Below are 13,599 nucleotides of genomic sequence, written 5' to 3'. Positions count from 1 at the left end.
CAAAAATTGACCACTTCTTCCAGAAGAAAGGCATGACCCTCTGCCAGCTCGCGATGATGAGCGGCAACCGTGATGGAAACAGTATGAACTGGACCTGGTTTCACAAGCTCGGCTCGCCCAAGTGGTTCTACGGCATCAGCGGCAAGTTCCTGCCGTGCTTGAGCATTGCAGCGTTGCTGCTGATCGGCGTTGGCGTGGTCTGGGGTCTGGCCTTCGCGCCGCCGGATTACCAGCAAGGCAACAGCTTTCGCATCATCTATATCCACGTACCTGCAGCGATGCTCGCCCAGTCGATCTACGTAATGCTCGCCGTGTGCGGCGTGGTCGGGTTGGTGTGGAAGATGAAACTGGCCGATGTCGCCCTGCAATGCGCCGCACCGATCGGTGCGTGGATGACCGCCGTGGCGCTGGTTACCGGGGCGATCTGGGGCAAACCGACCTGGGGGTCGTGGTGGGTGTGGGATGCGCGCCTGACCTCGATGCTGATTCTGCTGTTTCTGTATTTCGGCGTGATCGCGCTGGGCAATGCCATCAGCAACCGCGACAGCGCCGCCAAGGCCTGCGCGGTGCTGGCGATTGTTGGCGTGATCAACATTCCGATCATCAAATACTCGGTTGAGTGGTGGAACACCCTGCACCAGGGCGCGACGTTCACCCTCACGGAAAAGCCGGCGATGCCAGCGGAAATGTGGCTGCCGCTGCTGCTGACGGTGCTGGGTTTCTACTGCTTCTTCGGCGCTGTGCTGTTGCTGCGCATGCGTCTGGAAGTACTCAAGCGCGAGGCCCGCGCCAGTTGGGTGAAGACCGAAGTGCAGCAGAGTCTGGAGGCGGTGCGATGAGTTTTGCTTCATTCGGCGATTTTCTCGCCATGGGCCATCACGGCCTGTATGTCTGGTCGGCCTACGGCATCTGTCTGGCGGTGCTGGCCCTCAACGTGGTGGCGCCGATTGCGGCGCGCAAGCGTTATCTGCAACAAGAGGCGCGTCGTCTGCGCCGGGAGAACGGCAAGTGAATGCGCTGCGCAAAAAACGTCTGATCATCATTCTGGCGATTCTGGTCGGAGTGGGCGCTGCTGTCGGCCTGGCCCTGAGCGCGTTGCAGGAAAACATCAATCTGTTTTACACACCGACGCAGATCGCCAACGGCGAAGCGCCGCAGGACACGCGCATCCGCGCCGGCGGCATGGTCGAGGCCGGTTCGCTGCAACGCTCCAAGGATTCGCTGGACGTCAAATTCGTCGTCACCGATTTCAACAAATCCGTGACCATCGCCTATCGCGGCATCCTCCCGGATCTGTTCCGCGAAGGGCAGGGCATTGTCGCCCTCGGCAAGCTCAACGCTGATGGCGTGGTGGTCGCCGATGAAGTGCTGGCCAAGCACGACGAGAAGTACATGCCGCCGGAAGTGACCAAAGCGCTGAAGGACAGCGGTCAATCCGCGCCGACGCCTGTGAAGGAGGGTTGATCGATGGCCGCCGCACTGTTTATTCCTGAGCTGGGCCATCTGGCGATGATCCTCGCGCTGTGTTTTGCACTGGTCCAAGCGCTGGTGCCGATGCTCGGCGCGTGGCGCGGTGACCGCTTGTGGATGAGCCTGGCGCAACCGGCGGCGTGGGGCCAGTTTGCCTTTCTGCTGTTTGCCTTCGGCTGCCTGACCTATGCGTTCATGACCGACGATTTCTCGGTCGGCTACGTGGCGATGAACTCCAACAGCGCGCTGCCGTGGTACTACAAATTCAGCGCGGTGTGGGGCGCCCACGAAGGTTCGCTGCTGCTGTGGGCGTTGATCCTCGGCGGCTGGACCTTCGCCGTGTCGGTGTTCTCCCGGCAGTTGCCGCAAGTCATGCTCGCCCGCGTCCTGGCGGTGATGGGCATGATCAGCACCGGGTTCCTGCTGTTCCTGATTCTTACCTCGAACCCGTTTTCGCGGATCCTGCCGCAGATTCCCGCCGACGGTCGCGACCTCAACCCGTTGCTGCAGGACATTGGCCTGATCGTGCATCCGCCAATGCTGTACATGGGTTACGTCGGTTTCTCTGTGGCCTTCGCATTTGCCATCGCCGCGCTGCTCGGCGGCCGTCTCGATGCGGCGTGGGCGCGCTGGTCGCGGCCATGGACCATCGTCGCCTGGGCCTTCCTCGGCATCGGCATCACCCTCGGTTCGTGGTGGGCGTACTACGAGCTCGGCTGGGGCGGCTGGTGGTTCTGGGACCCGGTGGAAAACGCCTCGTTCATGCCATGGCTGGTCGGCACCGCGTTGATTCACTCGCTGGCGGTCACCGAGAAACGCGGCGTGTTCAAGAGCTGGACGGTGTTGCTGGCGATCGCCGCGTTCTCGTTGAGCCTGCTCGGCACCTTCCTCGTACGCTCGGGCGTGCTGACTTCGGTGCATGCCTTCGCTTCGGATCCCGAGCGCGGTGTGTTCATCCTGATTTTCCTGCTGTTCGTGGTCGGCGGTTCGCTGACGCTGTTTGCGCTGCGTGCGCCGGTGGTGAAAAGTCAGGTTGGCTTCAATCTGTGGTCGCGTGAGACTTTGCTGCTGGGCAACAACCTGGTGCTGGTCGTGGCTGCATCGATGATCCTCCTTGGCACGTTATATCCGCTGATTCTTGATGCCATCAGCGGCGCCAAGCTCTCGGTCGGCCCGCCGTACTTCAATGCGCTGTTCATCCCGTTGATGGCGTTGCTGATGCTGGTGATGGCGATCGGTGTGATCGTGCGCTGGAAGGACACGCCAGTGAAATGGCTGGCGAGCATGCTCACTCCGGTGTTGCTCGGCAGCGTCGCATTGGCCGTGGTGGCCGGCGTGGCGTACGGCGATTTCAACTGGGCAGTGATCGCGACGTTCCTGCTGGCGGCGTGGGTGTTGCTCGCCGGCGTGCGCGATCTGTTCGACAAGACCCGGCACAAAGGCCTGATCAAAGGTTTGCCGACGCTGACCCGCAGTTATTGGGGCATGCAGATCGCCCACCTCGGCATCGCCGTGTGCGCGCTGGGCGTGGTGTTGTCGAGCCAGAACAGTGCCGAGCGCGACCTGCGTCTGGCGCCGGGCGAGTCGATGGACCTGGCCGGCTATCAATTTGTCTTCGAAGGCGCCAAGCATTTCGAAGGGCCGAATTTCACATCGGACAAAGGCACCATCCGCGTCATTCGTGACGGCGAGGAAATCAGCGTGCTGCACCCGGAAAAGCGTCTGTACACCGTGCAGAACTCGGTGATGACCGAAGCCGGCATCGATGCCGGTTTCACCCGCGATCTCTACGTCGCCCTCGGCGAGCCGCTGGATAACGGCGCCTGGGCCGTGCGCGTACACGTCAAACCGTTTGTGCGCTGGATCTGGTTCGGCGGCTTGCTCACCGGATTGGGTGGTTTGCTGGCAGCGCTGGATCGGCGTTATCGGGTCAAGGTGAAAAGCAAAGTGCGCGAAGCGCTGGGCATGACGGGAGCGGCGGCATGAGGCGTTGGTTGATGTTGTTGCCGTTGGCGATTTTCTTGCTGGTGGCGGTGTTTCTTTATCGTGGGCTGTATCTGGATCCGGCGGAGCTTCCGTCGGCGATGATCAACAAGCCGTTCCCGGAGTTTTCCCTGCCGAGTGTGCAGGGTGACAAGACGCTGACCAAGGCCGACATCCTCGGCAAACCGGCGCTGGTCAATGTCTGGGGCACCTGGTGCATTTCTTGCCGCGTAGAGCATCCGGTGCTGAACAAACTCGCCGAGCGCGGCGTGGTGATCTACGGCATCAACTACAAGGACACCAACGCTGATGCCTTGAAGTGGCTGGCGGAATTCCACAATCCATATGCGCTGGATATTCGTGACGACGAGGGTTCGCTGGGCTTGAATCTGGGTGTCTACGGCGCGCCGGAAACCTTCTTCATCGACGCCAAAGGCATCATCCGCGACAAGTTCGTCGGGGTGATCGACGAGCAGGTCTGGCGCGAAAAACTCGCGGCCAAGTATCAGGCGCTGGTCGATGAGGCCAAGCCATGAAGCGTTTTCTCGCAGCAGTGGTGTTGGGCTTGAGCCTGGCCGGTGTAGCCCACGCGGCCATCGACACCTACGAATTTGCCAAAGAGGGCGACCGCGAGCGTTTCCGCGAACTGACCAAGGAACTGCGCTGCCCCAAATGCCAGAACCAGGACATTGCCGACTCCAACGCGCCGATCGCCGCCGACCTGCGCAAGGAGATTTTCCGCATGCTCGGCGAGGGCAAGGACAATCAGCAGATCATCGACTTCATGGTCGATCGCTACGGTGATTTCGTCCGCTACAAACCGGCGCTCAATGCCAAAACCGCGCTGCTGTGGTTCGGCCCGGCCGGGCTGCTGCTCGGTGGTTTCGTGGTGATCGCGCTGATCGTGCGCAGGCGTCGCGGGCAGCGTGCCGAAACGCCGTCATCGCTGTCTGCCGAAGAACGTCAGCGTCTCGACCAACTGTTGGATAAAAACCAAGAATGATTGATTTCTGGCTCGCCGCAGGGCTGTTGCTTCTGGTCGCCCTGAGTTTTCTGCTGATCCCGGTACTGCGCGAACGCCGCGCCCAGCGGGAAGAAGATCGCACCGCGTTGAACGTCGCGCTGTACCAGGAACGGGTGGCCGAGCTGCAAGCGCAGCAGGCCGAGGGCGTGCTCGACGCCGCGCAACTGGACAGCGGCCGCGCGGAAGCTGCGCGTGAACTGCTCGCTGACACCGAAGGCGCCGCCGCGCCGCGTGTCTCGCGTCTGGGTAAACCGTTGCCGCTGCTGGCCGCTGTGCTGGTACCGGTGCTGGGCCTCGGTCTGTACCTGCATTTCGGCGCCGCCGACAGGGTCGAACTGACCCGCGAATTCGCTCAGGCACCGCAGTCGATGGAAGAGATGACCCAGCGTCTGGAACGTGCGGTCGCCGCACAACCGGATTCCGCTGAAGGTCTGTATTTCCTCGGCCGTACCTACATGGCTCAGGACCGCCCGGCAGACGCGGCGAAGATGTTCGAACGCGCCGCCAACCTCGCCGGTCGCCAGCCGGAGCTGCTCGGCCAGTGGGCGCAGGCGCAGTATTTTGCTGACGGTAAAAAGTGGTCGGAGCAGATTCAGAAACTGACCGACGAAGCGCTGAAGGCCGATCCGAAGGAAGTCACCAGCCTCGGCCTGCTCGGCATCGCTGCGTTCGAAGGCGAGCGTTATCAGGAGGCCATCGACTACTGGAATCGCCTGCTCGCGCAACTGCCCCCGGATGACAACTCTCGCGCTGCGCTGCAAGGCGGCATCGAGCGTGCCGCCGAACGGCTGAAGGCAAGCGGTGGCCAGATTGCTCAGGCGCCGGCGCCGAAAGCTGCGTTACTGAAAGTCAGCGTGGATCTGGCCAGCGAACTCAAAGGCAAGGTGCAACCGGGCGACAGCGTGTTCATCTTCGCCCGCGCCACTTCAGGCCCACCGGCGCCGCTGGCGGCCAAACGCCTGACCGTGGCTGACCTGCCGGTGACCGTCGAACTGGGCGATGCCGACGCAATGATGCCGCAGTTGAAACTGTCCAACTTCCCTGAAGTCCAACTGGTTGCGCGCATCTCACGGGCCGGTCAACCGACCTCCGGTGAGTGGATCGGTCGCAGCGGCCCGCTGGCCAGCAGCACCACCGCGCCACAAAAACTGACTATCGACAGCCCGGACAAATAACCGGATCCAACAGGAAAGCACCGCCATGCACACCATCGCCCGCATCACAGTCCTCACACTGGCCCTGGGCTTGAGTGCATGTGCGGTACAACGCCCGGAACCGACCACCAGCCTGCCGCCGATCCCGCCGTCTCAGCCAAGCCCAACCCCGTCGACCTCGCCAAGCCCCGGCAAGAGCATCCCGGCCAAACCCGCCAAGCCCGTGCCCCGCACCTCGGCCAGCTTCGCCCCGCCACCGGGCGGCAACAGCCACTGGGACCAGAAGCTCGGCGTCTACGTGCTCGACGACCAGACCAACACCTTCTACCGCCAGCGCACCTACTACCGCTGGAACAACGGCTGGAGCCGCTCGGTCAGCCCCAACGGCCCGTGGGAAGACACCAACATCCATGGCGTCCCGCCGGGGTTGGGCAAGAAGTTCGGGCAGTGATGAGAAACGGCGATCTTGGGATCGTCGTTTTTTCGTTTGTGGGGTATTGGAGTGCGGCGCAAACCTGTAAGAGCGAGCCTGCTCGCGAAGGCGTCGGGTCAGTCAAATCAGCTGAGACTGAAACTCCGCTATCGCGAGCAGGCTCCCTCCTGCAGTAGTTTTCGGCGATGCCCTATTCCGCGTCCGCCAAGAACCTGTGGGAGCGAGCTTGCTCGCGAAAGCGTCAGGGCAGTCAAATTATCTGTAACTGAAACACCGCTTTCGCGAGCAGGCTCGCTCCCACACTGGTTTTGTGTATCGCAGTGATTCGCAGGTCACCCAAAACCTGTGGGAGCGAGCCTGCTCGCGAAGCTTTTGACGCCTTTAAGCCGTGGCCAATGAAGCGCGTCGTGAAGTGCTCAAAAACCGCAGCAACGCCAACAGCGGAAAGACGCTGCCGACAATCACGATCCACAACCAGCCGCCATGCTCGTACACCGCGCTGGCCACCGAGGAGCCGAAGGCGCCGCCGATAAAGATGCTGGTCATGTACAGCGCGTTCAAACGGCCACGACTTTTCGCGTCCAGCGAGTACACCGCGCGTTGCCCCAGGACCATGTTCATCTGCACGCAGAAGTCCAGCACCACGCCGGTCACGGCCAGGCCGATGACGCTATAGGCCGGGTGGATGAAGGCGGGCAGGAAGCTCAGGCTGGCGAAGAGCATGGCCAGCAGCGAGGCGATGCGTGTGTGACCGGCATCAGCGAGGCGGCCGCTGATTGGCGCGGCGATGGCACCGATGGCGCCCACCAGAGCGAAGATCGCGATCTCGCTTTGCGACAGGCCATGGTTGCGTGCAAGTTCCAGTGGCACGGCGGTCCAGAACAGGCTGAACGTGGCAAACATGCAACCCTGGTAAATGGCCCGCTGACGCAGCACCGGTTGCTGGCGCAGCAGTGTCCACAGCGAGCCGATCAACTGGCCATAAGTAGCGCTGTGATCCGGCTGGCGCTTGGGCACGGTCAGTGCCAGCACCACGCTGATTGCCGCCATCAACGCCGCGGCGATCATGAACATGGCGCGCCAGCCGAGGTGATCGGCGACCACGCTCGACACCGGTCGCGCCAACAGAATACCCAGCAGCAAACCGCCCATGATCCCGCCCACCACCCGGCCACGGGACTCTTCCGGCGCCAGATGCGCCGCCAGCGGAATCAGGATCTGCACCGACACCGAGCTGAAGCCAACCAGCAGCGAGATCAGCAGGAACACGTTCGGCTGTTCAGTGAACGCGGCGCCAAGCAGACTGGCGATCGCCACGACCGTGGTGATGATCATCAGCCGCCGGTTTTCCAGCAGATCCCCCAATGGCACCAGAAAGAACAGGCCCAACGCATAGCCGATCTGCGTCAGCGAGACGATGAAACTGGCCATGGTGTCGGAGAGGCCGATGTCCGGCGCGATCAGGCCGATGATCGGTTGTGCGTAGTAGATGTTGGCAACAATGGCGCCGCAGCAAAACGCGAACAGCAGGACCATGCCTCGGGTCATTGCGTGAGGAGTGGTGGTCATAGGGAATCTCGGGTCGGGCACAGGAAAGGGCTGAGGCTAATGGACAATGTGGACTGGCAGAAGACGTTTTCGGATGATAACTGTTATTACGCCGTGTAATGACCGGTATTCCCACGCAACAAAAAGGCGACCCGGTGGGTCGCCTTTTGATTTTTCAGATCAAGCCTTACTGCCCGCTATAAATCTGATCAAACACGCCACCATCATTGAAGTGGGTTTTCTGCACCGTGCGCCAGTCACCAAAGGTCTTCTCCACCGAAAGGAAATCGACTTTCGGGAAACGGTCGGTGTACTTCGCCAGCACCGCCGGGTCACGCGGACGCAGGTAGTTGGCCGCCGCAATTTCCTGACCTTCCGGCGACCACAGGTACTTCAGATACTCATCAGCCGCAGCGCGCGAGCCCTTCTTGTCGACCACTTTGTCGACCACCGAAACCGGTGGCTCGGCTTCTGCGGAGACGCTTGGGTAGATAACTTCGAACTGATCGCGACCGAACTCGCGGGCGATCATTTCCGCTTCGTTTTCGAAGGTCACCAGTACGTCGCCGATCTGGTTGGTCATGAACGTGGTGGTGGCGGCGCGGCCACCGGTGTCGAGTACCGGTGCCTGCTTGAACAGCTTGCCGACGAAGTCCTTGGCCTTGTTCTCGTCGCCGCCGTTTTTCAGCACGTAGCCCCAGGCCGACAGGTAGGTGTAGCGGCCATTACCCGAAGTTTTCGGGTTGGGCACGATCACCTGTACGCCGTCCTTGAGCAGATCCGGCCAGTCTTTCAAAGCTTTCGGGTTGCCCTTGCGGACGATGAACACCGTCGCCGAGGTAAACGGCGCGCTGTTGTTCGGCAGGCGCGTGACCCAATTGTCCGGGACCAGTTTGCCGTTGTCGGCGAGGGCATTGATGTCGGTGGCCATGTTCATGGTGATGACGTCAGCCGGCAGGCCGTCGATCACCGAACGCGCCTGCTTGCTCGAGCCGCCGAAGGACATCTGCACGGTGATGTTTTCGTTGTGCTCGGCTTGCCAGTGCTTCTGGAACGCAGTGTTATAGTCCTTGTAGAAATCGCGCATCACGTCGTAGGAAACGTTAAGCAGCGTCGGTGCAGCCTGAGCGATGTTGGCCAATGCCAAGCCGGCGGCGAGAAGTGAGGCGCCAAAGAGTTTTTTCACTGCGCATTCCTTGTTCTGTGGGGTGTCGTGTCAAAAATGAGGCGATTTGCCAGCGACTATAACGGGCCTCGCATAGTCGCTTAAAGATTAAAAAGCTCTGTGCTTATTCCACTTTCTTGAACAGCTGACTGCCGCAGCGCGAACAGAACGCTGCGCTCTGTTCATGGTTCTTTTTCTGACAGCCCGGGCAGTCATGTTGCAGCTGTTCGCCGCGCATGGCATTGGCCAGCTCTGCGGTGAAAATCCCTGTGGGCACGGCGATGATCGAGTAACCGGTGATCATCACCAGCGAGGAAATCACCTGGCCCAGCGGCGTCTTAGGCACGATGTCGCCGAAGCCGACAGTGGTCAAGGTCACGATCGCCCAATAGATGCCCTTGGGAATACTCGTGAAACCATGCTCCGGGCCTTCGATCACGTACATCAGCGTGCCGAACACCGTCACCAGCGTGCACACGCTGACCAGAAACACGACGATTTTCTGCTTGCTGCCGCGCAGCGCCGACATCAGATAGTTGGCTTGCTTGAGATACGGGCTGAGCTTGAGCACGCGGAAAATCCGCAGCATCCGAATGATGCGGATGATCAGCAGATACTGCGCATCGCTGTAATACAGCGCGAGAATGCCCGGCACGATCGCCAGCAGATCCACCAGGCCATAAAAGCTGAAGGCATAACGCAGTGGCTTGGGCGAGCAGTACAGACGCAGGATGTATTCGCCGAGGAAAATCGCCGTGAAGCCCCATTCGATATAGGCCAGAACGTCGGCGTAATTACGGTGAATGCTGTCGATACTGTCGAGCATCACGATCACCAGACTGGCGAGGATGATCACCAGCAGGATGCCGTCGAAGCGACGCCCGGCCGGGGTGTCGCTCTGGAAAATCATGACGTAAAGCCGTTCGCGCCAATTGTTGCTGCTGTCCATGGATAACGCCTGAATCGAAGATCAGCGCAGCCTAGGGTGATTCTCCTCGTGAGCGCAAGACTCATGCGCAAGCGACGCTTTGCCAAGCATTTGAATGCCGGCACGAATCAACCAGCAGGCGAGGATGAACGGCGCGGTCAGCGTCACCAATCCAAGGGCAGCAAACAGCGGCGTCACCAGCAGCGCCAGGGCAATGGCGAGCAGCGGCAGCCACGGATGTTGCCGTTGCGCGCTGAAGGCGAGGGCGGCGAGTACGGCGTTGTAGCCACCGAGCCCAAGCAGCGCGGCGGACGTTTCGTGGTGCAGCAGACTCGAGCCCAGGCCGATCGCCGACGCCAGCAGCGCCCAGCAGAACGCGCGGCGATCGGCGAGCAGCAAACCGCTGGCGATCAACGCCCCGGCCAATGGATGGTCGAGAAACATCACCTGGCCGAATCCGCGCAGTTCAGCGGCCAGCAGATTTGTCGTGTTCAGGTCGACCGATGCCATCGGCGTGGACGGTTCGGCGAACACCAGCAGCACCCAGCTGAGCGCCACGAACGGCGAGGTATACGCCGGTATGGCGCGACTGCGGTACACGTGTTTGAGCCATTGCTGAGTGAGCATCGCGCTCAAGCCGCCTGCTGCAAGAATCAACGGCGGCAGCAGTGGCGACCATGGGAAATACAGGCTCAGCAGCAGGCCAAGCAGCACGCCGTTGTAGCTGAACAGCCCGGCCTGACGATCGGCCTTGGCGTAGTTGCGCCGCTGCGCGGTGAGCAGACCGGCGACGCCACCGAGCAGCGCCCCGGCGAACAGCACCGGCGCGGTCAGCAGAATCGCCAACAGACACAGCAGGCCGCACAGCGGATGACGCTGAAAGAAAATCTGACTGAAACCGTTGAGCAAAGCCTCGGCCCAGTCGGGGCAGTGGGTGTTGAAGTGATTGGCAGGCATGGCAGTTCTGAAAGTCAGGGAAACCGAGGCGCCTGCTTCGCGAGCAAGCTCGCTCCCACATGGATCTGCGTCCAGTCATTGAGTTTGTGGTGCACACAAATCAACTGTGGGAGCGAGCCTGCTCGCGAAGAGGCCGGTACAGGCGCTAAATCAACGTTTCGATCCGCAGCGAATTGGTCGACCCCGGCTGCCCGAACGGCACGCCAGCGGTGATCAGCAGCGTGTCGCCACGCTCGGCCATGCCTTGCGCCTGAGCAATCTCCAGTGCGGTCGAGCAGACTTCGTCGACCTGACGCAGGCGATCGTTGACCACCGAATGAATGCCCCACGCCACGCTCAAGCGCCGCGCCGTTTGCAGGTTCGGCGTCAGATTGAGGATCGGTGCTTTCGGCCGTTCCCGCGATGCGCGCAACGTCGAGGCGCCGGACTCGCTGTAATTGACCAGCACCGCCACCGGCAGCACGTTGCTGATCCGGCGGATCGCACAGCTGATCGCATCGGAAACCGTCGCCTCGGCTTTCGGTCGACTGACGTCGAGCTGGGTCTGATAATCCGGGCCGTTCTCAACCTGACGGATGATCTTGCTCATCATCTGCACGGCTTCCAGCGGGTACTCACCGGACGCGGTCTCCGCCGAGAGCATCACCGCATCGGCGCCTTCGGCCACGGCGTTGGCGACGTCAGTCACCTCGGCACGGGTTGGGGCAGGGGAGAAACGCATTGACTCGAGCATCTGCGTCGCCACCACCACCGGTTTGCCCAGCGCACGGCAGGTGGTGATGATGTTTTTCTGAATCTGCGGCACGCTTTCCGCCGGCACTTCCACACCAAGATCACCGCGAGCGACCATGATTGCGTCGCTCAACTCAGCAATCTCTCGCAGTTGCTCGACCGCCGAGGGCTTCTCGATTTTCGCCATCAGGAATGCCTTGTCGCCGATCAACGCGCGGGCTTCGACAATGTCCTGCGGGCGCTGTACGAACGACAGCGCGACCCAGTCCACACCCAATTCCAGGCCGAAGCTCAGATCGCGGCGATCCTTGGCGGTCAGCGGGCTCAGGTCGAGCACCGCTTGCGGCACGTTCACACCTTTGCGATCAGACAGTTCGCCGCCGTTGAGCACGGTGGTGTCGATCGCATCGTTGTACTTGGTGACCACGCGCAGACGCAGCTTGCCGTCGTCGAGCAGCAGGTCCATGCCCGCTTCCAGCGCGGCAATGATCTCCGGATGCGGCAGGTTGACCCGGCGCTCATCGCCCGCTGTCGTATCAAGATCCAAGCGGAACGCCTGACCGCGATGCAACTGCACCTTGCCGTCAGCGAACTTGCCGACGCGCAGTTTCGGCCCCTGCAGATCCATCAGAATGCCCAGCGGGTAGTTGAGCTGGCGCTCGACTTCGCGGATCCATTGATAGCGCTTGGCGTGGTCGGCGTGATCACCGTGGCTGAAGTTCAGGCGGAAGATATTCACCCCGGCCTCGACCAGCTCGCGGATGTCGTTGATACCGTCGACGGCGGGGCCGAGGGTGGCGAGGATTTTGACCTTTTTATCAGGCGTCATGATTTGCAGTTCTCAAGGATCAGAATGGCGCGGAAGTCGTTGACGTTGGTGCGGGTCGGCTCGGTGACGATCAGCGCATCGAGCGCCTGAAAGTAGCCGTAGCCGTTGTTTTTATCCAGCTCGTCGCTGGCGCTCAGCCCCAGTGCGGCGGCGCGGGCGTAGCTGTCCGGGGTCATGATTGCGCCGGCGTTGTCTTCCGAGCCGTCGATGCCATCGGTGTCGCCCGCCAGCGCGTAGACGCCGGGCTGGCCCTTGAGGCTGTCGGTCAGGCTGAGGAGGAATTCGGCGTTGCGTCCGCCACGGCCATTGCCGCGCACGGTTACCGTTGTTTCACCGCCGGAGAGAATCACGCAGGGCGCCGCCAGTGGCTGGCCGTGGTGGATGATCTGTCGGGCGATGCCGGCGTGGACTTTCGCCACTTCACGGGATTCGCCTTCGAGGTCGCCGAGAATCAAGGTGCTGAAACCGGCCTGCCGGCATTTCACCGCCGCCGCGTCCAGCGACTGCTGCGGGCGGGCGATCAACTGGAAATGACTGCGCGCCAGGCTTGGGTCGCCGGGTTTGACCGTCTCCGATTCCGGACTTTGCAGCCAGGTGCGCACGGAGGCAGGAATGTCGATGCCGTAGCGCTTGATGATCGCCAGCGCCTCGGCCGAAGTGCTCGGGTCGGCCACGGTCGGGCCGGATGCAATGACGGTGGCGAGGTCGCCCGGCACATCGGAAATCGCGTAGGTGTAAATCGTCGCCGGCCAGCAGGCCTTGCCGAGGCGGCCGCCCTTGATCGCCGAGAGGTGCTTGCGCACGCAGTTCATCTCGCCGATGGTCGCGCCGGATTTGAGCAGGGCTTTGTTGATCGCCTGCTTGTCGGCAAGGGTGATGCCGTCGGCTGGCAGGGCGAGCAGGGCAGAGCCGCCGCCGGAGAGCAGAAAGATCACGCGGTCGTCTTCAGTCAGGTTGCTGACCAGTTCCAGCACGCGTTTGGCCACGGCCAGACCCGCCGCATCCGGCACCGGGTGTGCGGCTTCGACCACTTCGATTTTTTCGCACGGAGCGCCGTGGCCGTAGCGGGTCACCACCAGGCCGGTGACTTCACCCTCCCAGCAGCGCTCGACCACTTGCGCCATGGCAGCAGCGGCTTTGCCGGCGCCGATGACGATCACCCGCCCCGTACGATCAGCAGGCAAATGGGCTTCAAGGACTTGGTTCGGATGGGCCGCGTCGATGGCTGTGGCAAACAGCTCGCGCAGCAGTTGTTGCGGATCGACCGACATGGCGGGCTCCCGGAATTCTTGTTATTCGAAAGGGCAACTCGGAACCCTTGTGGGAGCGAGCCTGCTCGCGAACGCGGTATGTCAGCCAACATGGATGTTGAATGT

At 61.8% G+C, this 13,599-nt stretch carries 14 protein-coding genes; 8 read left to right on the top strand and 6 right to left on the bottom strand.

Translation table 11 applies throughout. The annotated features are described in order from the left end of the window. The first annotated feature begins 83 nt into the window (after window positions 1-83). Genes J5M66_RS07090 through J5M66_RS07055 form a run of 8 tightly spaced genes read left to right on the top strand, consistent with a single transcriptional unit; the run spans window position 84 to window position 6,082 of the window. Window positions 84-839, top strand: coding sequence for a heme ABC transporter permease (locus J5M66_RS07090; protein ID WP_130887165.1), 756 nt, complete (start codon window positions 84-86; stop codon window positions 837-839). Continuing rightward, entirely contained in the window at window positions 836-1,012 is a 177-nt protein-coding gene (ccmD, locus tag J5M66_RS07085) for a heme exporter protein CcmD (protein ID WP_016771045.1), read from the top strand. The genes J5M66_RS07090 and ccmD overlap by 4 nt, the downstream gene beginning before the upstream one ends. After that, entirely contained in the window at window positions 1,009-1,464 is a 456-nt protein-coding gene (gene ccmE, locus J5M66_RS07080; protein WP_016771044.1) for a cytochrome c maturation protein CcmE, read from the top strand. The genes ccmD and ccmE overlap by 4 nt, the downstream gene beginning before the upstream one ends. A 3-nt stretch (window positions 1,465-1,467) precedes the next feature. Continuing rightward, window positions 1,468-3,456: a heme lyase CcmF/NrfE family subunit gene (locus tag J5M66_RS07075; protein WP_056783848.1), complete on the top strand. Its 1,989-nt coding sequence runs from the start codon at window positions 1,468-1,470 to the stop codon at window positions 3,454-3,456. Then, window positions 3,453-3,989: a DsbE family thiol:disulfide interchange protein gene (locus J5M66_RS07070; RefSeq protein WP_016771042.1), complete on the top strand. Its 537-nt coding sequence runs from the start codon at window positions 3,453-3,455 to the stop codon at window positions 3,987-3,989. The genes J5M66_RS07075 and J5M66_RS07070 overlap by 4 nt, the downstream gene beginning before the upstream one ends. Continuing rightward, window positions 3,986-4,456: a cytochrome c-type biogenesis protein gene (locus J5M66_RS07065; protein WP_016771041.1), complete on the top strand. Its 471-nt coding sequence runs from the start codon at window positions 3,986-3,988 to the stop codon at window positions 4,454-4,456. The genes J5M66_RS07070 and J5M66_RS07065 overlap by 4 nt, the downstream gene beginning before the upstream one ends. Further along, on the top strand, window positions 4,453-5,652 hold the full coding sequence (gene ccmI / locus J5M66_RS07060) for a c-type cytochrome biogenesis protein CcmI (RefSeq protein ID WP_207807452.1): 1,200 nt from the start codon (window positions 4,453-4,455) through the stop codon (window positions 5,650-5,652). The genes J5M66_RS07065 and ccmI overlap by 4 nt, the downstream gene beginning before the upstream one ends. A 25-nt stretch (window positions 5,653-5,677) precedes the next feature. Next, window positions 5,678-6,082, top strand: coding sequence for a hypothetical protein (locus tag J5M66_RS07055; RefSeq protein WP_016771039.1), 405 nt, complete (start codon window positions 5,678-5,680; stop codon window positions 6,080-6,082). A 363-nt stretch (window positions 6,083-6,445) separates the two neighbouring features. On the opposite strand, the gene J5M66_RS07050 is transcribed toward J5M66_RS07055, so the two are convergent. The 6 genes from J5M66_RS07050 to J5M66_RS07025 form a co-directional block, all read right to left on the bottom strand. Next, window positions 6,446-7,633: an MFS transporter gene (locus J5M66_RS07050; protein WP_207807451.1), complete on the bottom strand. Its 1,188-nt coding sequence runs from the start codon at window positions 7,631-7,633 to the stop codon at window positions 6,446-6,448. Between the two features lie 166 nt (window positions 7,634-7,799). Continuing rightward, the gene (locus tag J5M66_RS07045; protein ID WP_016771033.1) at window positions 7,800-8,798 is read right to left on the bottom strand and encodes a sulfate ABC transporter substrate-binding protein; all 999 of its coding nucleotides are present in this window, start codon (window positions 8,796-8,798) and stop codon (window positions 7,800-7,802) included. Window positions 8,799-8,901: 103 nt separating this feature from the next. Then, complete coding sequence (locus tag J5M66_RS07040) at window positions 8,902-9,726, bottom strand: ion transporter (RefSeq protein WP_122611606.1); 825 nt, start codon at window positions 9,724-9,726, stop codon at window positions 8,902-8,904. Between the two features lie 21 nt (window positions 9,727-9,747). Beyond that, window positions 9,748-10,662: an urea transporter gene (locus tag J5M66_RS07035; RefSeq protein WP_207807450.1), complete on the bottom strand. Its 915-nt coding sequence runs from the start codon at window positions 10,660-10,662 to the stop codon at window positions 9,748-9,750. A gap of 145 nt (window positions 10,663-10,807) precedes the next feature. Continuing rightward, window positions 10,808-12,223, bottom strand: coding sequence for a pyruvate kinase (gene pyk / locus J5M66_RS07030; protein WP_160768168.1), 1,416 nt, complete (start codon window positions 12,221-12,223; stop codon window positions 10,808-10,810). Further along, window positions 12,220-13,494: a glycerate kinase gene (locus J5M66_RS07025; protein ID WP_207807449.1), complete on the bottom strand. Its 1,275-nt coding sequence runs from the start codon at window positions 13,492-13,494 to the stop codon at window positions 12,220-12,222. Before J5M66_RS07025 ends, pyk begins: the two co-directional genes overlap by 4 nt. Window positions 13,495-13,599 lie beyond the last annotated feature (105 nt).

The sequence above is a fragment of the Pseudomonas sp. 67(2021) genome (assembly GCF_017491835.1).
Classification (GTDB): Bacteria; Pseudomonadota; Gammaproteobacteria; order Pseudomonadales; family Pseudomonadaceae; genus Aquipseudomonas; species Aquipseudomonas atacamensis.
Note: the sequence above shows the minus strand (reverse complement) of the source record. Positions and strands in the feature narration are given on the sequence as shown.